The organism is Hyphomonas sp. TMED31 (assembly GCF_002172815.1).
Taxonomy (GTDB): domain Bacteria; phylum Pseudomonadota; class Alphaproteobacteria; order Caulobacterales; family Hyphomonadaceae; genus Hyphomonas; species Hyphomonas atlantica.
Genome location: NZ_NHCK01000054.1, coordinates 1 through 21,726, shown reverse-complemented (window position 1 = coordinate 21,726; position 21,726 = coordinate 1). Strand labels below are relative to the sequence as shown.

Genomic DNA, 21,726 nt, shown 5'->3' with positions numbered 1-21,726 from the left:
GCAGTAAGGCCCATGACCTGAAACATCAGGTCGCGGGTCCATTTGATGCCGGTGTCGGCAATGCGCAGGGCGTCTTCGCCATTTTGCTTCACCAGAGCAACAGAGCGGTCACCGCCAGCCTCGGCCAGCAGGCGCGCGCGACGCAGATCCGCTTCGTCTTTTACATGCTCGATCAAAGTGATGGCTGCGGGCGTGCTCGTCAGCATGCCGATCCGGTCGATCTGGACGAGGTCTGCCTCGAGTTGCTGCAGGCCCGCCGGATCGATGGCGCTCATATAGGCGTCCCGCACACGATCAACACGCACGCTGGTTGTGGCCAGTTCATCGAAAACGTCTTCCAGGGCAGGGCGGAGTGCCGAGTCGGGAATCGCATCGTTCAGCCGGTTGCGCATATAGGTCGTGAATTCCGGGGTCATTCGCCGGGCGCGCCGGGCGGACTTCAGGATGGACGCTGCCCGGACATTCCCGTCGCCCACGCCATCCGCGCTCTCGGCACCGATGAGGCCGATGGCCGTCACTTTCAGCGTAATCGGATCAACCCGGTCGCCCTTTACCCAGCGCTCTGAGTTGTTGGCAAGGTCCGCGAACGTGCCGAGCAGGATGAAGCGCCGGTCGGCCGAACGGGCGCTCGCCGCAAGGGTCACCTCGGTTTCGGCTTCCTCGCCCAGGTCCGACGTGTCTGCCGTTTCAGCATCCGTGTCCGGGTTTGTCGCTTCCGTTTCATCAGTNTCGTCCAGAGCGGACGATGTGGATGCAAATGTCTTGCGGCCAGCGGCAGCTTCTGCCTCTTCGAATTTCAGGCCGATATCGAGCGGAAGCTTGCGCAAGGCGGCAGCGGCCAGGCGATCATCCGCGCGGTCCATCTTCACCCCATCTGAATCTGCCTGAAGCTCCCGCACAGATTCACGGTCAAGCATTTCGGGTGCAGCCAGCAGGAAACCACGCGCCGCGGAAACGTCCATATCGGTCAGTTCGCGTTCGACGATGTCGTGCCAGAATTTGTATTTGTCGCCGCCGCTGCGCGGAGAGATGGAGGCAAAGGACTCGTCCATGTTGCGGCGGGTCTGGTCGATGGCTTCGATGGTGGGTGTGTCGGAGAACCCTTCGCCGGAGAATGCCATTGAGAGGCTCTGCGCGGCGATGACAGGCATGAGGACCAGCAGCGAGTTGAAGACAACTGCCTGCATCCAGCCGGACGTCTTATCCATAGTTTTCCGGCGTCGGGCCATGTACGCTGAAACCAATGCATCCGTAGTGTTTGGGACAGATTTCATTCAGCGCATCGTCGCGAGAAAGATCAAGGGCTGGCCTGTAAATTGCACCGAATTTCTCGGAATACGACGCAGTCGATTGGTAACAATCTCATGAAGATTACATGATTTTGCCTCAATTGACTGAAAACATTGGCAAAAATTACTCAGCGGCAGGAATTGCAGAGAATCACTAGGCGGTCTATATCCGCCCCCAAACAGAGTAAGGTGAATAAGCGATGAGTGTTGACCTATCGGACGACTATCGCCCCTCAGACGACGAGGAGTTCATGAACGAGCGCCAGCTCGCCTACTTCCGTCGGCTTCTGGAAAACTGGAAGGCTGACATTCTTGATGGCGCAAAGCAGACGATCAACAATCTGCAGGGTGAGTCAGGATCCTTGCCGGACATCGTGGATCGCGCGTCTGCCGAAAGCGACAAGGCGCTTGAGCTGCGCACGAGGGACCGACAGCGCAAGCTGATCTCCAAGATCGACTCGGCGCTGCGCCGCATCGATGATGGATCTTACGGCTATTGCGAAGTGACGGGTGAGCCGATTGGTCTGCGTCGCCTGGAAGCGCGCCCGACCGCCACGCTCAGCCTTGAGGCGCAGGAGCGCCATGAGCGCAAAGAGCGCACGCTGCGAGACGACTAACTCAATTCCAGTTCGGAATAAAACAACGGCGGTAATCCGGCATCGGATTACCGCCGTTTTCTTTCGCCCAATCTACCCAACGCTTCGGCGGTTATGCTTGGTGCCTCATGCGATGAAGGCATAATGGCATGAAGGTCCAAACGATGTCTTACAGCATCGTAATCAAGGCCTTAACGCCAGCTCGTGATACTTAACGTGAAGTGCGCCTGCATTAATCCCAACGGAGACCAGGGTAGAATCATGGCTGACGATGAGCGGACGAAAGAGGAAATTCCTAACCAGTCGTTAACCGTATCTGGCGCAAAACGGTCAGGAACCCAAGAACCGGCCGACCGCTCCATGAAGACCGACTTGCCTCTTGCTGCTGATGATGGATGGGACATGTCACCTCGACGTGAGTCCGACATCATGTTGGACATGCCAACAACGTTCGAGCCGATCACGCCCGATCGTCCGTTGCCGACGTCGCGCGGTGTTCTGAGCGCGGCGGAAATCGAAGCGCTGCTGCGACCCAATCTGGATGACATGCCGGAGCCTGAACCCGAGCCGGCGCAGGTGGAAGACGTAGAGGTTCGCGACCTCGCCTTGCCGCCAGCGCAACCGACCGATGTGACCGACGAGGCACGCCGGATGGCGTCTCGCCTGAGTCTCGCCCTGCGTGATGGATGTGGCCTGAAGGCGGCCGCTCTGGCGCGCGCGAGTGCACGGGGCAGTTTCGACCAGGGTTTACAGACAGATTGCGCGGGTACGGGATCAGCGATCGCCTGCTTCACCGCACCCGGCGGAGAGATTGCCGCGATGCTGGTGATCAGCGCGCCGCTGGCGAATGCCTTGATCGAAACGGCGTGCGGTGGACACCCATCCCAGCAGAAGGCGCGCATGTTGACGCCGATGGATGCGGCGCTGCTGGAAGGGCTGGTTCGGCCATTGGGCGCGGCCTTGGCGTCGTCGCTGAAATTCTCCCGTATCGAGACGGATCCGGAATTTGCGTCCGCGCTGGCCGGGCCGGGGCAGACCACGATTCTTGACCTCGATGTACGCGTGAATGATGCAAAGATGCCAGCGCGTCTGATCATGGCGGAGGACGACCTGTTCGATGGCGCGAGTGAACCGGCGCCTGTCCGGTCTCGCCAGATGGCTTTGAGTGCGCCTGCAGCTGTACCAGCAGCAGCGGGGGCAGGGGCGATGACAGCCGTTCTGACCGCGCGTATCGCATCGCTCAGCGTACCACTCTCGCGTCTTGCAGACCTCAAGCCAGGCTCGACCCTGCTGCTTGGCCTGCCATCAGACCAGCCTGTCGAATTGCTGACTGGTGGCCGCGACGGCGCTGTGGTTGCAGAGGGCCAGATCGGTCGCAAGGGCAACAGGATGGCCCTGCGCATCAGCAGGCGGACGGCCCTGCTGCGCTAGTCGGCAACAGGGCGTCCAGTAGCGCCGTTCCTTACAGTCTGAAGCCTGTGAAGATCGGTGGCTTCCTATCCATTTCATCGTCAACCGCAGCGACAACGGATTCGGATTCTCCGTGGGCTTGGAGTTCCGCTTCGCGCTGCCGCCAGAGACGCTTCTGGTAGTTGGTCGAGATGATATCGGTGACCACCAGAACGAAGATGACGAGGTAGAAGCTCGATTTGCTCATGGCTTCGATGGTGAAGGTGAACAGTTTCATGTGAGCCAGATGGGCGCCTTCAGTGACCAGCAGGACCCCGACCAGGAACAGGATGAAGAGGCCGAGAACTTCGTACATCCGGTTCTTCTTGAGGAACTCAGCGACCGCGTCCGCCATGAGTGCCATCACGATACCGGATACGATAATCGCGATCGCCATCAGCCAGACTTGATAATCCTTGCCGGGACGACAGCCGACAGCGCCTTCGATGGGCGTGCTGATCAGGGCGGACTTGCAATCCGTCACGGTGCCCTTGAACGTGTCGATCACCTCGCCGCTGGCCGATACGATGTTTGCGACTTCGACGTTTGCAATCGCCATCGCGGAAAGGATGGAGTCGAATGAGAAGACGAGGTTCATCGCCACGATGAGCGTGATGGCCTGCATGACCGATTTGGCCTTGCCGCCTTCGCTGTGCTCAATGTGGTCGACCGTCAGCAGGTGGGTGATTTCCTTGATCGCNGTGTAGATGATGAANGCNCCNCCNNCGANNGTGATNANGCTCTGGAAGGTNAACTCNCCNTCNANNANNCCNGNNAGATGNAANCCGAACANNGGCTCGGCCANNGCATCGAACAGNGCGACGATGANGAAGAGCAGGANGATCCNGAACAGCGACNGCGAGGCCGATGCCCCATTGGCGNACCATCGGCGCTTTNNCTTCGCCNACNCGNTTTGATTCGATNGANATGTAGAGCANNTTGNCGAAGCCGAGCACGGCCTGNAGCANCAANANCATNAANANCGTAAACAGGCCCGATACGGAGAAGACCTCCGTCATGATTTCACCCAGCATCCCCAAATCTCCTGATGGCAAATTGGTCCAGTCCCCTGATAGGGACGGTCAAACGTTCAGATCAAGTTACGTCGCCTGACTTTATCAGTTCCCAAGAAAGCGCCGCGCAGCGTATTCGCCATTCCCGCCAAATGCGGAAAGTCTGCAAAGGGCTGCGCGGCGTTTCGGATCAGGCTTCCTGTTTGGAGGCGACCCAGGTTTTCACATTCTCTTCCAGAATGCTGAGCGGAACCGGGCCATCCTTCAGCACAACATCGTGGAACTCTGCGATGTCGAATGCATCACCAAGTTCGGCTCTGGCTGATTCCCGAAGCTCCAGGATCTTGATCATGCCGATCTTGTAAGCTGTCGCCTGACCCGGCATCACGATGTAGCGCTCAATGGCTTTCTTCGCGTCGCCTTCGGGGTTCGGCGTATTGTCGAGAAGATACTGGATTGCCTGTTCACGGGTCCATTTCTTGTCGTGAATTCCNGTGTCGACGACGAGACGGGCAGCGCGCCAGATCTCCATGGCGAGGCGGCCGAAATCATCATACGGGTCGGAATAATAGCCCATTTCCTTCGGCAGGTATTCTGAGTACAGGCCCCAGCCCTCGGAGAAGGCGGTGTAGCCGCCATACTTCCGGAAGCTCGGAATGCCTTCCAGTTCCTGCGCGATGGCAATCTGCATGTGGTGGCCCGGAATGCCCTCATGGAAGGCAAGTGCCTGCAATTGATAGGTCGGCATATCCTGCATGCGGTAGAGGTTNGCATANTANGTGCCGGGNCGGCTGCCATCCGGGGCAGGGCGGGAATAGAAGGCCTTGCCTGCGGACTTTTCGCGGAACGGCTCAACCGCTTTCACGATCATGTCGGCTTTCGGGAATGTGTTGAACACACTCGGCAGGTCCTCTTTCATCAGCTCGATCTGATGACGTGCCTCGGACAAGTAAGCCTCACGACCTTCTTCCGTGTTCGGCAGGTAGAATTGCTCGTCAGTCCGCATGAATTCAAAGAATTCTTTGAGCGTGCCTTCGTATCCGACCTGCGCCATGATTCCGCGCATTTCGCCGTGAATGCGCGCCACTTCGTCGAGACCCAGCTGATGAATTTCAGCTGCGCTCATGCCTGTCGTGGTCATCTGGTTCAGGCGCATCGCGTAATAGGCGTCGCCGTCTGGCAGCTTCCACGCGCCATCATCNGTCGTGGCGGTTTCGGCGTGGGCCTCCATNACCGTGATCACATTCTCATAGGCTGGGCCGACGGATGATGTCAGCGCCGCAACCGCATCCGAAAGCAATGCGTCCGCCTGGCTTTGATCAATGGTTTCAGCCTCGACNAGTTTGGTGACCTTGCCGCGGAAATCCTTCATCAGCGGGCTGTCTTCGCTGCCATCGGAAACGTCCGACGTGAACGGGTATCCTGTTATGACGCCTTTGGAATCGTTCAGGACATAGGCGTAGGCGAAGGCCGGNGGCTTGATGCCAAGGCTCGCCGAATACTCCGCATTTTCAATGTGCTGATCGAGATAAGCTGAGATNCCTTCGAGCCGCGAAACATAGGCCTCCGCGTCTGACAGGCTGGTGACGCCATGCTGGTTGACCAGGAAAGCCGGAATGCTCGACTGCACACCCCGCATCTGGTCGAACGTGTAGCTGTGATGGCGGAATGGGAAGGCCGCTTCCGCCTGCGCGAGNTCATATTCCGCAAGTCGCCAGGACAGTTTGGCCTGATCGTCCAGCAGGTCGTAGTCGAACAGGGTTTTCATCTCTTCCATGTCGGCGCGCTGGATTTCCATTTCGCGCACGGCATTTTCGTCAGAGACGTCGTTCCATTTGTCATAATCGGTCTTCACGCCCAGATAGGTCTGGTACATCGGGTTGCGCGAAAGCGTGGCCTGGAACTTGTCTTCGAAGAACTGGTTCAGGCGGGCGCTTTCTGCAGCAACGATTTCAGCGCGGTCCTGAATTGCCGGCGCTGGCGGCATCTCGGCAACTGGNGGCGGAAGCGTGTCGCTGGGCTCGCTCTGGCATGCGCCGAGCAGCAGGAGCGCTGCGATTGCTGTTGAAGTCCGTCTCATGAAAACCTCCGATTCCACTGTGATTTCTGCAATTTTCAACGTTCATCTTAACGTCTTTTCCCACTTCATTAACCTTTGTCGTGCCACATTTGGTAGACTAGGATTCCGTATGACTGAGTCGCCAGCGATGCTGGACGGAAATAGGCGTAAAGTGCTGGCGCGACCTTGGCGGCTGGCAGCAGGAGTGTAAAGCGACCGATGGATTTAAAAGTGCAGGCCAATGCTGCTCCCGTTGACGATCAGGATTCTGCCGCTGAACTGAGTGCGTTGTCTGAGCGTGGACGGCTGGACTGGATGCAATTGTCATTCTGGNTCTGCCTGCTTGTGTCGATTGCCGCTGCGAGTGTAGCGCTTGCCTGGCCGAACGCATCGGGCGCGCCGGGACCGATCCTTCTGATCGCAATGGCGTCTGGTGGTCTGGTTTTCCTGTTGTGGAGTGTGCGCGGCGCCGGTCGGATGCTGGGCCTGTTTCCGGAGCGCGGCTCGATTGCTCGTGCAGCGCAGGCGGCGACGCCTCGGTATGGCTGGATCGAAGCGCTGGATGAATCTGTTCTGATTGCAGACCGCGGTGGCGCGCCAATGGCGGCGAATGGATCTTACCGCGAACTGACCNCGCTGGCTCTGATTGGTTCACAGGCCGAAGGTGCGCCTGTCACTGTCGACCGCCTGTTCGGGGCCAATCCCGGTCTGGCAGCGCCCGTTTATCGCCTCTCNAAGGACGCCAAAGTCGGNCATGCGCGCCGCGAAATCCTGCCACCGATCACGATTGGCCCTGAGCGCGTACCGGCGCAGTTCGAGATCACTGTTTCTCCGCTGCCACGTGACAAGGTTCTGTGGCGCATCCGCCCGATCGCAGGCGAGCGCGAAGCGACTGGTGCGGCGGACTTGAAGTCGCTTTACGTCGAAGACGCGCCGATGGGGTTCTTTGCCGCGCGCCCGGACGGTACGATTACCTACGCCAATGGCTGGCTGCGCGACATGCTCGGCCTGCCGGAAATGGCGAAGAACATCCGGATCGATGACATCATGCGTCCGGAATTTGTGAAGATGCTGTCGCGAGATCGCAAATCCGGNGTGCCGGGCCGGGTGGATATTCAGTTGCGCGGCCGCGATGGTGTCGAGCGTCCNGTNCAGGCGATCACGACCTGGTCTGGCAAGGGCGCCGAAGCGACCGGTCGTACAATCATCCTGGCCAGCCAACAGGTGATGAATACGGGCGAGGAAGGCTTCCGCCTGTCGACCGCTTCGCGTCCGCCGCGCCCGGATGGCGACCCGATGTTTGATGACGCGCCTTTTGGTGCTGTGCGTCTGGAAGGCGGCAGCGTCGACAGCGCGATCATCATGGATGCCAANCGCTCCCTGATGGATTTGACCGAAGGCAAGGCTGCGCCGGGCGGAAAATTCTCTGACCTCTTCCTCGCCGAGGAAGGGCAGGAGGCGTTGAGTGGTCTCCTCGTTGATGCGATCGACAAGCCGATCAGCCTGAAGCTTGCCGGGCAGGAGCCAAAGCACGTCAACGTCTTCGTGGCGCTGGACGGCGCGGGTCGACCGTCGGTTGCATATGTCATGGATATTACCGAACAGCGCCAGCTGGAGATGCGTTTGGCGCATGGCGANAAGATGCAGGCAATTGGCCAGCTTGCCGGCGGCGTGGCGCATGACTTCAACAATGTGCTTCAGGGTATCATCCTGAACAATGAGCAGCTGATGGTCCACCATCCGCTGGGCGACCCTTCCTATCCAAATTTGAAGTCNATCCACGANTTNTCGATCCGTGCGAAGGATCTTGTGAAGATGCTGCTCGCCTATGCGCGCCAGCAGACCTTCAAGCGCGAAGTCTTCGCGGTGACAGACTTCATGACCGAATTCTCCATTCTCCTGCGTCAATTGCTGGACGAGCGGATCGAACTGGACGTCAAGCATGGCCGCGATGTGCCATACGTCAAGGCTGACAAGAANCAGNTGGAAAACGCGCTGTTCAATCTTGCCACCAATGCGCGCGATGCGATGCTGAGCCACAAGAATGGCGGCAAGCTGACGATCCGTACGGCGCGGGCGACTGGCAAGGAAGCCCAGGAGAAGGGCTTTTCCTTCGTCAATGATGGCGACTACATGCTGATTGAAGTGGAAGATACCGGCCACGGCATGCCNAAGGATGTCATGGACAAGATCTTCCAACCCTTCTTCACCACGAAAGAAGCGGGCGTTGGNACGGGNCTTGGCCTCGCGACTGTGTACGGCATTATCAAGCAGTCCGGCGGCTATATCTGCACCACCTCTGGCGTGGGCAAAGGCACGACNTTCCACATCTACCTGCCAGCGCTGGCCGCCGAAGAGATTCCAGAGCCAGTGGATATGGCGCAGGTCGAGCACGCCGCGAGCCAGCCAGTGGATATTTCCGGCCGTGGTCGCATCCTGTTGATCGAGGATGAAGACGGTGTTCGCGGCATTGCGGCCTCTCTGCTGCGCTCNAGCGGCTANGAGGTTGAGGAAGCCTGCGATGGCGAAGAGGCAATGGAGATTCTGGAAGACAATCCGGAGAGCTTCGACCTCGTNATNTCAGATGTCGTCATGCCGGGTAAGGATGGNCCGACGCTGATCCGCGAGGCCAAGGAGTTGCTTGGCCATGCACGTGTGATCTTCATCTCTGGCTATGCAGAGCGCGATATTGCCAAGCAGCTGGATGATGACCGGGCAGTTTCCTTCCTGCCGAAACCGTTTACTGTTCGTCAGTTGGCAGAGCGTGTGAAGCAGGAGCTTGGCAGCCCGAAAAAAGAGGCCGCCTGAAGTTCACGCCCAATGTGACTGGAGAAGGGCGGCGAATTCCGTCGNCCGTTCTGCACAGGCCCAGTGCCCCGCACCGGTCTCCACATGAAGTGGGACATTCCATCGCTCTGAAAACCGTTTGGCGACGGAAAGGTCGACATAAGGATCAGTCTCGCCCCAGAAAAGCTGTCCGCGCTGTGGCAGATTTGCGAGGCCGTTGACCCAGTCATCNGAAAACCGCAGTCCGTCGGCTGAGCGGTAAAGATCGAGGATGCTCTGCCGCATGGTCTTGTCAATCAGGGGAACTTCCTTCTTTGCGAGGCTTTTCGGCATNCCGCCAGCGATCATGGCGGGAAGAAGCCGCTTCTTGTTCCGCATGCCCAGCATAACCAACTCGCCCAGGATTGGTGTAGCCCAGCGGCGGGCCATGGCATGTCCACGATACTCGGGATCGATCACCGCGTTGGTAACNCACCAGGTGCGCACAAGATCCGGCCGCAGAGAGACGGCCCGCAAGGTCAGCAAGGCGCCCCAGTCATGGCCAACGATATCTATGCCTCCGCCAATGTCTTCCATCTGGCCGACAAGCCAATCTGTATAAGCTTCTTTCGTGGCAGAGAACCCGGCCGGACGGGCGCACCCAAAACCGGGCAGGGCAGGCGCACGATAGTCGTTTTCACTGAGGTCCAGCACGGAAATCANCGGTTCCCACAAATGCGGCGTATCCGGCACGCCATGAATGAAAAGTTTCATGCCTGACTCCCAANCTGACTTGACAATAGGTGGATATTCCTATTTAGCGAGCAAGGCAATAGTTGGGAAAATTATCCCATGAAACATCGTGACATTTGGCGAGGCATTGATGCCCTGGCCGCTCATCATGGATTGACCCCATCTGGTCTTGCGCGGCGGGCCGGGCTGGACCCGACGGCGTTCAATCCGTCGAAGCGGGAGGCGGCGGATGGTCGTCCGCGCTGGCCGTCTACGGAGAGTCTTGCGCGTGTGCTGGATTCAGTTGGCAGTCGGTTTGAGGATTTCGCGGCGCTGGTCGATGGGCGGCGCGGCGCGATTGCACCCTTGATTGGTTTTGCGCAAGCCGGGCAGGACGGCTTTTTTGACGATGCAGGGTTTCCGGTTGGGGGCGGCTGGGAAGAGGTTCGCTTTCCGGGGCTTGAGACCGAGTCGGTCTATGCGCTGGAGATCAGCGGCGATTCGATGGAGCCAGCCTATCGCGCGGGGGATCGGATCATCGTCTCGCCGGGCTCCGAGGTGAAAATTGGTGACCGGGTTGTGGCGAAAACGCTGGAAGGTGAAGTGATGGCCAAGATCCTTGCGCGGCGGAATTCACGCGCGGTGGAGCTTGCCTCTCTGAACCCGGCCTATCCCACGCGCAGTTTCAAGCCGTCCGAGATCGCCTGGATCGCACGTATCCTCTGGGCCAGTCAGTAGGCGATCTATCAGCTGTCTACCTTTTTCCCATTCCATAACTGCATGAAGGCAGGGGGCGGGGAGGGGGTGAACTCTGTTTCCGAAAGTGCGTCGAGCGCGCGCTGCCTGTCGGTCTCGGTGAACGTTCCTGTGGTCAGGCAAAATTCGACAGAGTTTCCGTTTGGGTCTCTGGTATAGATCGAATGGCACCAGTTATGGTCGATTTCGAATACGTCCAGACCGGCTGCGAGCCATTTCTGTTTCCAGTCTTCCAGCTCCTGTTTCGAGTCAACGGAAAAGGAATAATGGTTCGTGCCCGGCGGCAGTTTGGCGGCGGCGTTGATGTCATACACATAATCTTCGCTGCCCTCTGTGTCATGAAGTTCCCAGAAGGCGATAAACCGGCTGTCATCGCCATCCATGCGGTAAAAGAAATGCTTGCCCCAGCCTCCGGTCATGATGGGAGCAACTTCAACCTTTACCAGCTCAAACCCCATGATGCCTTCATAGAATGCGTGCGTGGCTTTCATGTCTTTCGCGGCGAGGGCGAGATGATGATAGGCCATGTTCAGTTTCCTCCCTTGTCGACCATCGACATGACATCCGTGTTCGCATCTTTTGGTGCGGCTATCTCAACAATACGCTCATCCACATCATCATATTCCAGCTTCAGTGCGCGGCTCATGATCGCGTGCATCATATAGGTGCAGGTGATGTAGGTGAGTTCGAGAATTTCCTCATCCGACAGNCCGGACTTCAGCGCATCGAACACGCCATCCGGGATGCGGCCGCGCTGCAGGACAAGTCCGTCCGTATAGGCGAGAACTGCGCGCTCCAGCGGGCTGAAGCAGGATGCCACCTGCCAATGAGGTATGGCGGCGATCTGGTCTTCGGTGAGGCCGACGTCGCGGCTGGCCTTGCAATGCTGGGAAAAGACAAACTGTGAGCCAACGGCAAAGCCTGCGCGGGTCTGTCCGAGTTCACGCAGTTTCGGATCCAGCTTCCGATTTTTTGACCGGTAAAACTGAAACCCTTCAGTTGTGTGCTTGAATGCATCCGGCACGATGTTGAAAACAGTCCACCAGTTCCCGGGCGTTCCGGTCTCGGTTCCAGGCTCCGCAATCGGGTCCCGTTCGCCGAACAGGATGTCAAAAATCCGGTTTGCGAACGGATTTTCCGCTTCGCGCCCCGCCTGTTTCAGTCGTGGCATCTGATATTCCTCCCGATGAGGAGTGTATCACCCGGAAACTAGAAGAACAGGCATGGCAGTGGGACGTCACGTTGGGGAACGTAGTGGCTTGGGTGCGAATTTGGACAGGATTCCACCAACACCACATCACAGAGAGAGCGTGGAACGGGCGCGCATCGCTTTGTTCAACCCGCCCTACAGTATGCGGGTGGGAGGGACTGCCGCATTCTCTGCTTGCCGTGGGGTCATTTAGGCGTCACAAACGCTCCCCATGGATTGGGGTAAACTGAAATCTTTCCACGCGGCGGCAGAAGCTGGCAGCCTGACCTCGGCAGGGGAACGGCTGGGCATATCGCAGTCGGCTGTCTCGCGCCAGATTGCGGCGCTGGAAGAGGCGCTNGGCGTGTCCCTGTTCCAGCGGCATGCGCGCGGTNTGGTGCTGACCGATAGCGGGCACACCCTGTTCCGTTCGACCATGGAAATGGCCACCGCCGCGCAATCGGCGAATACGCTGCTGAAGGACCAACAGGAAACCCCGCAGGGTGAACTGATCGTAGCCGCGCCAGTGGCTTTCGGGTCCACCTGGCTTGTGCCGCGCCTCGGCGGCTTCATGCGCAAGCATCCGGACATGAATCTGGATCTTCGTCTTGATGACAGCCGCGAATATGATTTGCTGAAGCTGGAGGCCGAATGCGCCATCCGCCTGTGGGCTGCGGACAAGGCAGACCTTATCCAGCGCAAGCTGGGCACAGTTGCGACGAACCTTTANGCNTCGCCGGAATANCTCAAAGCCTATGGCATGCCCCGCACGCCGCANGATCTGGATAATCACCGCATCATCGCCTATGGCGACGAAACCTCCATGCTGGATGTGATGAGCTTTGCCTGCCGGGTCGGTCGCGATGACAGCCCGCCACGCCAGGCCGCGCTAAAAGTGAACAATGTGTTTGCCATGTTGCGCGCGGTGGATGCTGGTCTGGGGATTGCGGATGTGCCGGATTACATGGCCGGGACAATGCCGCGCCTTGTGAAAGTGCTGCCGGAAACGGTCGGCCCGATCTTCGATCTCTACTTCATCTATCCGAGTGATTTGCGCCGTTCCAAGCGGATTGCGGCGTTCCGGGATTTCATCACCGCAGAGACCGAAATCCTGCGTCGTCCTGCTATGCGTCAGAATTAGTCAGAAATGCGACATTCATGCATAATTGCATGAAAGCTTTGCTGTCTCGTAGGTTGAAAACAGGGCTGGAGTGTTTATTTAACACGCATGCCAAGGGTCCCGGGCATTAACCCAATCCTTCCTCCGATTGGGCGTTTCCTCCCCCCTACGGGACCCGATACTTTACAGCCCGGCGCGTTAACTCGCTGCCGGGCCTTTTTTTGCGCGCAGTCCGGGGTTGTTCCGGTGGGCTCTTGCTGACCCATTCATTACACAAATGAAAGAGTGCCGCGCCTCAGCGGGACCGTCAAGCCCATGAAACGCGGCACTTGTTGTGCAGTGCAATATACAGGATGCGCCGGAGGCGCGGATTCCCTAGAGATTGGCGCGCAGCATCCAGGCGGTCTTCTCCGAGATGGCGGCGCGCTGCGTCATCAGATCGGCCGTTACGGCGTCGCCATTATCTTCCGCGATTTTCANNCCGGCTTTCGCTGCGCGGCTGACCGCTTCATGACCTTTAACCAGGTTTTCGACCATCGTGTCAGCATCCGGAATGCCATTGTCCGGCTTGATCGTAGCTGGTTCGACCATCTCGCNGGCAGAGGCTGGGGCAAAATGGCCGAGCGCGCGGATGCGTTCAGCGATTTCGTCCAGCGCCAGCCACAGCTCATTATATTGTGTCTCGAACATGGTGTGCAGGCTGTTGAAGCGTGGGCCGGTCACGTTCCAGTGGTAGCCGTGCGTCTTGGAGTACAATGCATATGTCTCCGCCAACAGGACGCGCAGGGCGTCGGCGGATGTGTTTCGGGCGTCGTCGTTCAGACCGATGTCTACAGGCATGAGGGGCTCCTTTNTGCTCTCTTGTTCAGCACGTAAGAACGGGGAAAGTTCCATTCAAATCAATACGTGGAACACCCGATATAGAGCCCCTCTATACCATTGGTTTATGACAGGTTCGCACAGAAGCGCTGTATGCGGGTCAGGGCTTCCTGCAGTGCCTCTGTGGAGGTCGCGTAGGATACGCGGAATGCCGGGGAAAGGCCGAAAGCTTCACCGAAGACGATGGCGACTTTTTCCTGTTCGAGCAGTTCGGAAGCAAAATCCTTGTCACTCTCAATGACTTTTCCGGAAGGGCNGGTCTTGCCGATCACGCCCGCGCAGGACGGGTAGACATAGAAAGCGCCTTCTGGCGTCGCGCAGGTGATGCCCTCGGCAGCGTTGAGGCCAGCCACGACCATGTCGCGGCGCTGTTGGTAAACGGCGCGTCGTTCGGGCAAGAAGTCCTGCGGCCCGTTCAGCGCTTCGACCGCGGCCCACTGGCTGATGGAGCAGGGATTGGACGTGGTCTGGCTGATCACCTTGCGCATGGCTGTGATCAGNTTTTCCGGTCCGCCAGCATAGCCGATGCGCCAACCCGTCATGGCATAAGCCTTTGACACGCCATTCACGGTAAGCGTCCGCTCGAACAGTTTCGGTTCGACCTGCGCGATCGTGAAGTACTCAAANTCGTCATAGACGAGGTGCTCATACATGTCGTCGGTCAGCGTCCAGACATGCGGGTGGCGCAGCAGCACATCGGCCAGGCCGCGCAGCTCTTCCTTCGTATAGGCGGCGCCAGTCGGGTTGGACGGTGAGTTCAGCAACAGCCATTTGGTGTTCGGCGTGATTGCAGCTTCCAGCGCTTCCGGCGTCAGCTTGTAATTGGCGTTCGGTCCGCAGGCGACCGGCACGGGCGTGCCGCCTGCCATCAGCGCCATGTCGGGATAGGACACCCAATATGGCGCCGGGATGATGACTTCNTCGCCGGGNTTTAGCGTCGCGACAAAGGCATTNTAGATGACCGGCTTGCCGCCCGGCGCGATNTGGATCTGGCTCGGCGTATAGGTCAGGCCATTCTCACGCTGGAATTTGGCGCAGATTGCTTCTTTCAGTTCCGGAATTCCATCGGCGGGCGTGTACTTGGTTTTGCCATCGCGGATCGCCTGNATGGCGGCTTCCTTGATGTTGTCNGGCGTATCGAAATCCGGCTCGCCCGCTCCNAGGCCAATCACATCATGTCCGGCCCGTTTCAGTTCATTCGCTTTTGTGGTGACGGCGATGGTGGCGGACGGCTTTACGCGGTCCAGGGCTTCAGAAAGGCGAAGGGTTTCAGACATGAGTATTTCCTGTGCGTGTCACGCTCGGCTGGCGTTTGCGTCGGCTTAATCCTGCGGCTGGCGCGCGGCAAGAGCCGGGCAGGGGGAAAACCGCCGCAGCCGGGAAAATTCCTTTNCAATGCCTGAATCGAANGCGGTAAATTCATATGCCGGTCTAGGGCTGGATTTTAGCCATGTGTGAGACACTCCTCGTTCCTGAAACAAGCATGAAAGCGTTCCCAGGACGGGAATTTGCGGGGAGACATGAGCGTATCACTGGACATGAGTTTGCTGAATGCGNTGCTCGACAAGATCGCNGAAGTGGCAAACGANATCATTCTGGACGTCACCGATTGGGTCGACCATCTNTCNGACATGGAGAAAGTCTTCTTCATGGCGGTGTTCATNGCGCTGTTGTTCTTCCTTATTCTNGTGAAGGCGGCGAACCGNAANCATNCGCCNAAGNAGGGGCGNTCCTTCNTNTCGTCNATCNTNCTGGTNATGCTGTTCAGCTTCGGCGCNGGCTGGATGCTGGATTCCCGGTTTGCGNTTCATNNCATGTTGAACTTCGGCTAAGGCTCGCATCCGGCGGNAAGCCGGACTATCTGTTGAGTNATGNACCCGACTGATTCCGGCGCGACGTCCCTNCGGGGCATCGATGTCATCAANGACAATCTGAAAAGGCTGCCGAACAAGCCCGGCGTGTATCGCATGTTCGGCGAGCATGATGACGTGCTCTATGTCGGCAAAGCACGCGACCTGAAGGCACGTGTGTCGAACTATGCGCGGCTGGGCGGTCATACGCAGCGAATTGCGCGCATGATCTCCATGACCAAGCGGATGGAATTCGTCGTCACAGAGACCGAGACTGAGGCGCTGCTGCTCGAGGCCAGTCTGATCAAAAGCCTGAAGCCCCGCTTCAACGTTTTGCTGCGCGACGACAAATCCTTNCCCTACATNCTCATCCGTCGCGATCATGAAGCCCCGCAGATAAAGAAGTATCGTGGTTCGAAGATGGATCAGGGGGACTATTTCGGGCCGTTCGCGAGCGCGGGGTCCGTAATGCGCACGCTCGATACGCTGCAAAAGGCGTTCTTGCTGCGCACTTGTGAGGACAGCGTCTACAGCGTTCGGACCCGCCCCTGCATGCTGCACCAGATCAAGCGCTGCGCTGCGCCCTGCGTCGATTTGATTTCGACCGAGGATTATCAGGCGCTGGCCGATCAGGCGGCAGATTTCCTGCGCGGGAAGGGGGCCGACCTTCAGAAGCGCCTTGCGGCAGACATGGAAGCAGCTGCGGAGGAAATGGAATTTGAACGCGCGGCGCGATTGCGAGACCGGATTCGCGCGCTGGCCCATGTGCGCGCCAGCCAGGATGTGAATCCGGAAGATATTGAAGAGGCAGATGTATTCGCCATCGAGATGGATGGCGGCGTATCTTGCGTGCAGGTCTTCTTCATTCGCGCCGGACAGAACTGGGGCGCGACGGCGCATTATCCGCGTCACGAACGGGAACAGACACCAGAGGAAGTGCTGTCAGCCTTCCTTGTGCAATTCTACGACAAGCGCCCACCGCCGAAACTGATCCTTGTCAACAAATTGCCGGATCAGGCCGAGTTGATTGGGGAAGCGCTTGAGCTGAAGGCCGGGCGCAAGGTTGAGGTGCGCCGACCGGAGCGCGGTGGCAAGAAAGACCTTGTGGCTCAGGCTTCGCGCAACGCGGGAGAAGCCCTGTCGCGCAAATTGGCCGAAACGGCGAGCCAGGCGCGCCTGCTGGCGGAAGTGGCGAAAGTGTTCGAGTTGGACGCCTCGCCGGACCGGATCGAGATTTACGACAACTCCCACATCCAGGGCTCAAATGCCGTAGGCGGAATGGTTGTCGCCGGACCGGAAGGCTTCATGAAGAACGCCTATCGCAAGTTCAATATCAAGGACACGTCCATCGAACCTGGCGATGACTATGGCATGATGCGCGAAGTGATGCGGCGTCGTTTCTCTCGCGCGCTGAAGGAACGCGAAGAGGGCAATGGTGCAAACTGGCCGGACCTGGTTTTGATTGATGGCGGTTTGGGACAGCTGAACGCCGTGATCGAAGCGCTAGCCGAAATTGGTGTGACCCCGGAGGACGTGAACCTCGTTTCCATCGCCAAGGGTGTGGACCGAAATGCCGGTCGGGAACAATTCTTCCGGCCGGGCCGCGCGCCTTTCAAACTGCCGGAAACAGCGCCGGTACTTTATTATCTCCAGCGCCTGCGCGATGAGGCTCACCGCTGGGCCATCGGTGCGCACCGGGCAAAGCGGTCCGCCGCGATCAAATCCTCCCCATTGGACGAGATTGAGGGCGTCGGCCCTGCGCGCAAGAAAGCCCTGCTGCACCATTTCGGGTCGGCCAAGGGAGTCTCGCGGGCCAAAGTGGCCGATCTGATGGCCGTAGAAGGTGTCAGCGAGGCGCTGGCAGAACGCATCTGGGGCCACTTCAACAGCGGCTAGGATTTCGCGGGAGCAAAGCGCGACGTCAGGTTTTCGATGTAGCTTTCCAGCAAATGGACCAGTTCATCTTCCAGAACTTCAGGATTGAGGTCCAGCTCCGGCTCGGCAGCCGCGGCGCGCAAGAGCTGCACAACCGTGTGGGTCAGGATGAAGGCCGCTTCGCGCCCGTGTGGGAAGTCGAAGCTCAATTGTCCGCTGACAGAGTCCAGAAAGGCGAAGTGCTGACGGCTCATCACATCGCTGCCGCCTGAGCGGAAGAGGGCATCCGACAAAATCAACCGCGTCTGGTGTGACCCGGTCGGTCCGTTCATGAGGGCCCGAATGATCGCCCGGACGGCAGATGTTTCCGGGTTTTCGAGCACGAGTTCGGTGATCTTCTTGCGCACATTGTCGCTTTGGCGCTGACTAAGCGCAAAGAGGATGGCCTCGCGATCAGAAAAATACTGATACAGTGTGCCGATGCTGACGCCCGCACGCTCAGCGATGCGATTTGTGGTTAANTTCGTGAGNCCGCTCTCTTCCAAAAGCTGAAACGTTGCTTCGAGAATTGCTTCAACAGTGGCCTGCGCACGCGCTTGCCTTGGCTTTCTTCTAGACTTTTCAGTCACTTATAGTCCTCAATCCGAAATCTGACCCATCGTTTGCGATGCGAGTGGAAAATATGAGGATTGCTTACATTATGTATCTGGAACTGCAAGTAATACGACAGGAACAGTCTGATGCACCCATCGCTCGCCCAGGTTCAGGAGCGGATTGCCTACCAGAAAACCGCTCTGCCGGTGATGTATGGTGACGTGGATTTTTCCGCAACTCCGGAACGCTATACAGAGCAGGTCGAAGACAGTTCCCTGCCAAAATCACTGCGCCACCTGCCGCCACCGCCCGCCGACATGAAGGAGCGCGTGAAGGCGTACACGATGTTGGGGGACATTACGGCGGATGCCTACGCGTCGCTGATGGGGGAGTACGGGTTTAAGCGCCTGGTCGACATGCTGACGGCGGCGTGTGACCACGGCATCGACGCTGTGCCGGATGCGCCGAAGGAACTGGTCGCACTGATCGAGGAAATGGAAACCCGGCCGGACTGGCTGGACATGGACCTTGTGCGGGAAGGGGCGCGACTGAACCGCCTGCCGATGGCGGTGACATCGCCCTGGATGATCCGGGGAGCGTTTCTGGCAACTTTCCTCAACAAGTATACCGCCCTGCCAATGGCGATGACCGGCACGCTGGGTCATTCCACGGCCTCCCGCCGTGTGAACGAAACCGCGACCTTCTTCACTGTGACGACCTTGCCGGGCGCGCTGGAGCCGCGCGGTGAAGGGTTCAAGGCCGCCGCCATGGTGCGCCTGATGCATTCCATGGTCCGGTTCAATATTCTGCGCCGTATGAAAAGCTGGGATAAGTCCGTTTACGGCATTCCGGTGCCGCAAGTGGACCAGATGCCAGCCGGACTGATCGACGTGTTCCTTCTGGCTTATCAGATGCTGGATGAAGGACGGACCGAGTTTACCGCAGAAGAGCGCGCGCGGGTCGAGTTCAGCCGCTATCGTTGTTACCTGCTAGGCTTGCCGGAAGACCTGTTGATGGACACACCGCAAGGCATCGTCGACATCATGAATGCGCGGGGCGCATCAATCCGCGAAGGCTTTGACGACAAGACGTGTGGAACTTTGGTGCGCGCGACGCTGGAGGCGTATTTGCCACCGGATCAGAAATTGGGGCATCGCATCTTCAATGCCCTGGAAAAGCGGCTCGCCCGGCTTGTCCTGGTGAAGCATTTCCTGAATGGGGACAGTGATCGCGCCCGGGAGATTGGCGTGCCCGTTGGCGCAAGTGAATATGCTGTCGCGGCGGTACTGTTTCCCTATATTGCGGCCAAGATGGCGCTCTACCGGTTTGCGCTGTCCGTGCCCGGATTGCGCAAAATGGCCGATCGTCGCCTGACAGCGCGCATTCGCCGCCTGTTGAAACGCTACGGCCATGCCGAGTTCACATCGAATGCTGAAGCTTACCGTCCTGCAGTACCCGCGACTGCATGACGGTGGGAGGGGAGTTTGATGCCTCCCGCGGGTTTGCCTGGGGGCGGGGGGCATCAAACGTTTTCCACGAGAGACCAACTCCAGACCTGAACCATCGCCCGCATCCGCGCGGCGAGGGTTCGCTTTCATGTTCATCGGCTGATTTGGTGGGTTGAACCTGCGCTGAGGAATCCCTAAAAGATACACTATAACATTTTGGGGTGTTCTCAGGTGAAAATTCAGAAAACAGATACGATGGCGGTTGGTCTTTCAGGCCTGTGCCTGGTGCATTGTCTGGCCCTGCCAGTGCTTGGCTCGGTCATGCCATTGATGACAACGGTGGCGGAGGCCGAATGGGTGCACAAGGCGTTGGTCATGATTGCGCTGCCGATTGCGCTTCTGGCATTCACGCAGACCCGCCGCCCCACGACTCGTCTGGTCTTCGGCGCCTTGGCCACATTTGGCGGCGCGTTGCTGGTTGCGGGCGCCTTTGTAGAGTCCCTGCACGATTACGAAACGCACCTCACCGTCATTGGCGCGTGCTGCCTTGCCGGCGCGCACCTGTTTCGCTGGACCAGGCACCAGCAACACTAGGTTTCCTCTGCGGGCTTGTGGATCAGTCGCCCTCATCCATGGCGACGATGATCTGCGCATAACCTTCCGACAATCGTTTCATGTTGTCGACGGCAAGGCGCTCATTCGTGCCGTGGAAGCCGTTCAGATCTGTCGGGTTGAGAACGGAAGGTGCAAACCGGTAGACGCTATCGGTGATCGCGCTGGCATAGCGCGCATCCGTGGCGCCAAGAACAAGACCCGGCGCGACCGGCGCTCCGTTTCCAGCCGCTTCTGCCACACTGGCCAGAACGGCGTACGCCTTGTTGTCTGTTGGTGAGACGGGCGAGGCTTCACTGCCACTGATCCCGCCATCAGAGACGGTGACTTCGATCCCCTTGATGTCGGATGTTACATCCTTCACGTGCTGGATGACATCTTCCACAGTGTTGTTCGGATGTACCCGGAAGTTTACCGTCGCCATGGCGCGTTGGGCCAGCACGTTTTCCTTGGCGGACCCAACAAGCATGGTCGGTGCGGTGGTCGTGCGGATCATGGCGTTGCCGGCAGGAATGCCCGCCATNGCAGATTCGACCGAACCTCCGAACAGCCACAGATTGGCAAAGGCCATTTTCTGCGTGAATGGCAGGTCAGGTGCAGATACTCGGAACAGGTCTGACACTGGAGGTTTCGAGAAGTCGGCAGGCATCTGGTTCTCGTCCAGTGCCACAATCGCACGGGCCAGGCGGACAGCTGCGGAATCGCGNGGAGGCGTTGAAGAATGCCCGCCTTCGGCAAGTGCAGTCAGGGTCAGCGTCAGGTACCCCTTCTCAGAGATGCCGATGAAGGCCATCGGCTTGCCAGTCAGGGGAGAGGGGTCGACGATTGCGAAGCCTTCGTCCAGCGCCATGACCGGCGTGACGCCGCGAGATTTCAGCAGGGCGATGCCTGCTTCTGCGCCACTTCCCGAGATTTCTTCATCGTGTCCAAACATGAAATAGACGGTGCGCTTTGGCTGGAANCCATCGGCNGCCAGCGCGTCTGCGGCTTCCATCAGGGCGACGAGGCTGCCCTTGTCGTCNAGCGCGCCACGCCCGTAGACGTAACCGTCCACGATCTCCCCNNCAAANGGCGCGCCGGTCCAGTCNTNTTCNGTGCCAATGTTTACCGGCACGACATCCTGATGCGCCATCAGCAAGAGCGGATCGAGCGTCGGGTCTGAGCCTTGCCATGTGTAGAGCAGCGTCAGCGTACCGGGCACCAGTTCCTTGTTCATCGCGGCATGAGCAGACGGGTAGGTTGTCTCCAGCCAATTGTGCAACTCTAGCCACGGACCTTCCTGTCCGGGGCGTGGGTCACCCGTAGCGACGGTGATGGTGCGGAACTGGATTGCTTCGCTCAAATGCGTTGCGGCGCTGTCTGCGGATACTGCTGGCACTGTTGGAAGGTCAACACGTTCGCCCGAGGCCGCGCCGCCATAGGTGAAGGTGCGGAACACGATGATTGCGACAAGAATCACGACCAGCGCGACAAGGCCCAACAGGATTTTCTTCAGCATC

Annotated in this window: 17 protein-coding genes; 8 read left to right on the top strand and 9 right to left on the bottom strand. The window is 58.7% G+C overall.

The features are described 5' to 3' along the window. Nucleotides 1-1,489: 1,489 nt before the first annotated feature. Both dksA and CBB91_RS08305 read left to right on the top strand, forming a co-directional pair. Nucleotides 1,490-1,906 carry an RNA polymerase-binding protein DksA gene (gene dksA, locus CBB91_RS08310; protein WP_027837297.1) on the top strand — a complete coding sequence of 139 codons (417 nt, stop codon included), beginning with the start codon at nucleotides 1,490-1,492 and terminating at the stop codon, nucleotides 1,904-1,906. A gap of 240 nt (nucleotides 1,907-2,146) precedes the next feature. Then, on the top strand, nucleotides 2,147-3,316 hold the full coding sequence (locus tag CBB91_RS08305; RefSeq protein ID WP_273013416.1) for a flagellar motor switch protein FliM: 1,170 nt from the start codon (nucleotides 2,147-2,149) through the stop codon (nucleotides 3,314-3,316). Between the two features lie 31 nt (nucleotides 3,317-3,347). Here CBB91_RS08305 and CBB91_RS08300 read toward each other — a convergent pair whose 3' ends face one another. Next, nucleotides 3,348-4,127: a tellurium resistance protein TerC gene (locus CBB91_RS08300; protein WP_273013429.1), complete on the bottom strand. Its 780-nt coding sequence runs from the start codon at nucleotides 4,125-4,127 to the stop codon at nucleotides 3,348-3,350. Between the two features lie 410 nt (nucleotides 4,128-4,537). Beyond that, the gene (locus CBB91_RS08295) at nucleotides 4,538-6,427 is read right to left on the bottom strand and encodes a DUF885 domain-containing protein (protein ID WP_273013414.1); all 1,890 of its coding nucleotides are present in this window, start codon (nucleotides 6,425-6,427) and stop codon (nucleotides 4,538-4,540) included. Between the two features lie 198 nt (nucleotides 6,428-6,625). Here CBB91_RS08295 and CBB91_RS08290 point away from each other — a divergent pair, with 198 nt between their 5' ends. Beyond that, entirely contained in the window at nucleotides 6,626-9,214 is a 2,589-nt protein-coding gene (locus CBB91_RS08290) for a response regulator (protein WP_273013412.1), read from the top strand. A gap of 3 nt (nucleotides 9,215-9,217) precedes the next feature. Here CBB91_RS08290 and CBB91_RS08285 read toward each other — a convergent pair whose 3' ends face one another. Beyond that, complete coding sequence (locus CBB91_RS08285) at nucleotides 9,218-9,946, bottom strand: alpha/beta hydrolase (protein WP_273013411.1); 729 nt, start codon at nucleotides 9,944-9,946, stop codon at nucleotides 9,218-9,220. A 78-nt stretch (nucleotides 9,947-10,024) separates the two neighbouring features. On the opposite strand from CBB91_RS08285, the gene CBB91_RS08280 reads away from it, so the two are divergent. Beyond that, the gene (locus tag CBB91_RS08280; RefSeq protein WP_035551063.1) at nucleotides 10,025-10,642 is read left to right on the top strand and encodes a helix-turn-helix transcriptional regulator; all 618 of its coding nucleotides are present in this window, start codon (nucleotides 10,025-10,027) and stop codon (nucleotides 10,640-10,642) included. An 8-nt stretch (nucleotides 10,643-10,650) separates the two neighbouring features. On the opposite strand, the gene CBB91_RS08275 is transcribed toward CBB91_RS08280, so the two are convergent. Both CBB91_RS08275 and CBB91_RS08270 read right to left on the bottom strand, forming a co-directional pair. Continuing rightward, nucleotides 10,651-11,187, bottom strand: coding sequence for a VOC family protein (locus CBB91_RS08275; protein WP_273013409.1), 537 nt, complete (start codon nucleotides 11,185-11,187; stop codon nucleotides 10,651-10,653). A gap of 2 nt (nucleotides 11,188-11,189) precedes the next feature. After that, nucleotides 11,190-11,831, bottom strand: a complete 642-nt coding sequence (locus CBB91_RS08270) for a carboxymuconolactone decarboxylase family protein (RefSeq protein WP_035551068.1) — start codon at nucleotides 11,829-11,831, stop codon at nucleotides 11,190-11,192. Nucleotides 11,832-12,081: 250 nt separating this feature from the next. On the opposite strand from CBB91_RS08270, the gene CBB91_RS08265 reads away from it, so the two are divergent. Then, nucleotides 12,082-12,990, top strand: a complete 909-nt coding sequence (locus CBB91_RS08265) for a LysR family transcriptional regulator (RefSeq protein ID WP_273013407.1) — start codon at nucleotides 12,082-12,084, stop codon at nucleotides 12,988-12,990. Between the two features lie 354 nt (nucleotides 12,991-13,344). Here CBB91_RS08265 and CBB91_RS08260 read toward each other — a convergent pair whose 3' ends face one another. Next, entirely contained in the window at nucleotides 13,345-13,809 is a 465-nt protein-coding gene (locus CBB91_RS08260) for a Dps family protein (protein ID WP_273013406.1), read from the bottom strand. Nucleotides 13,810-13,913: 104 nt separating this feature from the next. Then, on the bottom strand, nucleotides 13,914-15,125 hold the full coding sequence (locus CBB91_RS08255) for a pyridoxal phosphate-dependent aminotransferase (RefSeq protein WP_273013405.1): 1,212 nt from the start codon (nucleotides 15,123-15,125) through the stop codon (nucleotides 13,914-13,916). A 594-nt stretch (nucleotides 15,126-15,719) separates the two neighbouring features. On the opposite strand from CBB91_RS08255, the gene uvrC reads away from it, so the two are divergent. Continuing rightward, nucleotides 15,720-17,594 carry an excinuclease ABC subunit UvrC gene (gene uvrC / locus CBB91_RS08250; RefSeq protein ID WP_273013404.1) on the top strand — a complete coding sequence of 625 codons (1,875 nt, stop codon included), beginning with the start codon at nucleotides 15,720-15,722 and terminating at the stop codon, nucleotides 17,592-17,594. On the opposite strand, the gene CBB91_RS08245 is transcribed toward uvrC, so the two are convergent. Continuing rightward, nucleotides 17,591-18,202 carry a TetR/AcrR family transcriptional regulator gene (locus CBB91_RS08245; RefSeq protein WP_273013403.1) on the bottom strand — a complete coding sequence of 204 codons (612 nt, stop codon included), beginning with the start codon at nucleotides 18,200-18,202 and terminating at the stop codon, nucleotides 17,591-17,593. The genes uvrC and CBB91_RS08245 overlap by 4 nt on opposite strands. A gap of 111 nt (nucleotides 18,203-18,313) precedes the next feature. Here CBB91_RS08245 and CBB91_RS08240 point away from each other — a divergent pair, with 111 nt between their 5' ends. Together CBB91_RS08240 and CBB91_RS08235 are read left to right on the top strand one after the other, a co-directional pair. Then, entirely contained in the window at nucleotides 18,314-19,636 is a 1,323-nt protein-coding gene (locus tag CBB91_RS08240; RefSeq protein ID WP_273013401.1) for an oxygenase MpaB family protein, read from the top strand. 210 nt (nucleotides 19,637-19,846) lie between these two features. After that, entirely contained in the window at nucleotides 19,847-20,209 is a 363-nt protein-coding gene (locus tag CBB91_RS08235; protein ID WP_273013399.1) for a MerC domain-containing protein, read from the top strand. Between the two features lie 22 nt (nucleotides 20,210-20,231). Here the strand turns inward: CBB91_RS08235 and CBB91_RS08230 are convergent. After that, the coding region (locus tag CBB91_RS08230) for a M20 family peptidase (protein WP_273013397.1) at nucleotides 20,232-21,726 on the bottom strand (1,495 nt) is incomplete at its 5' end.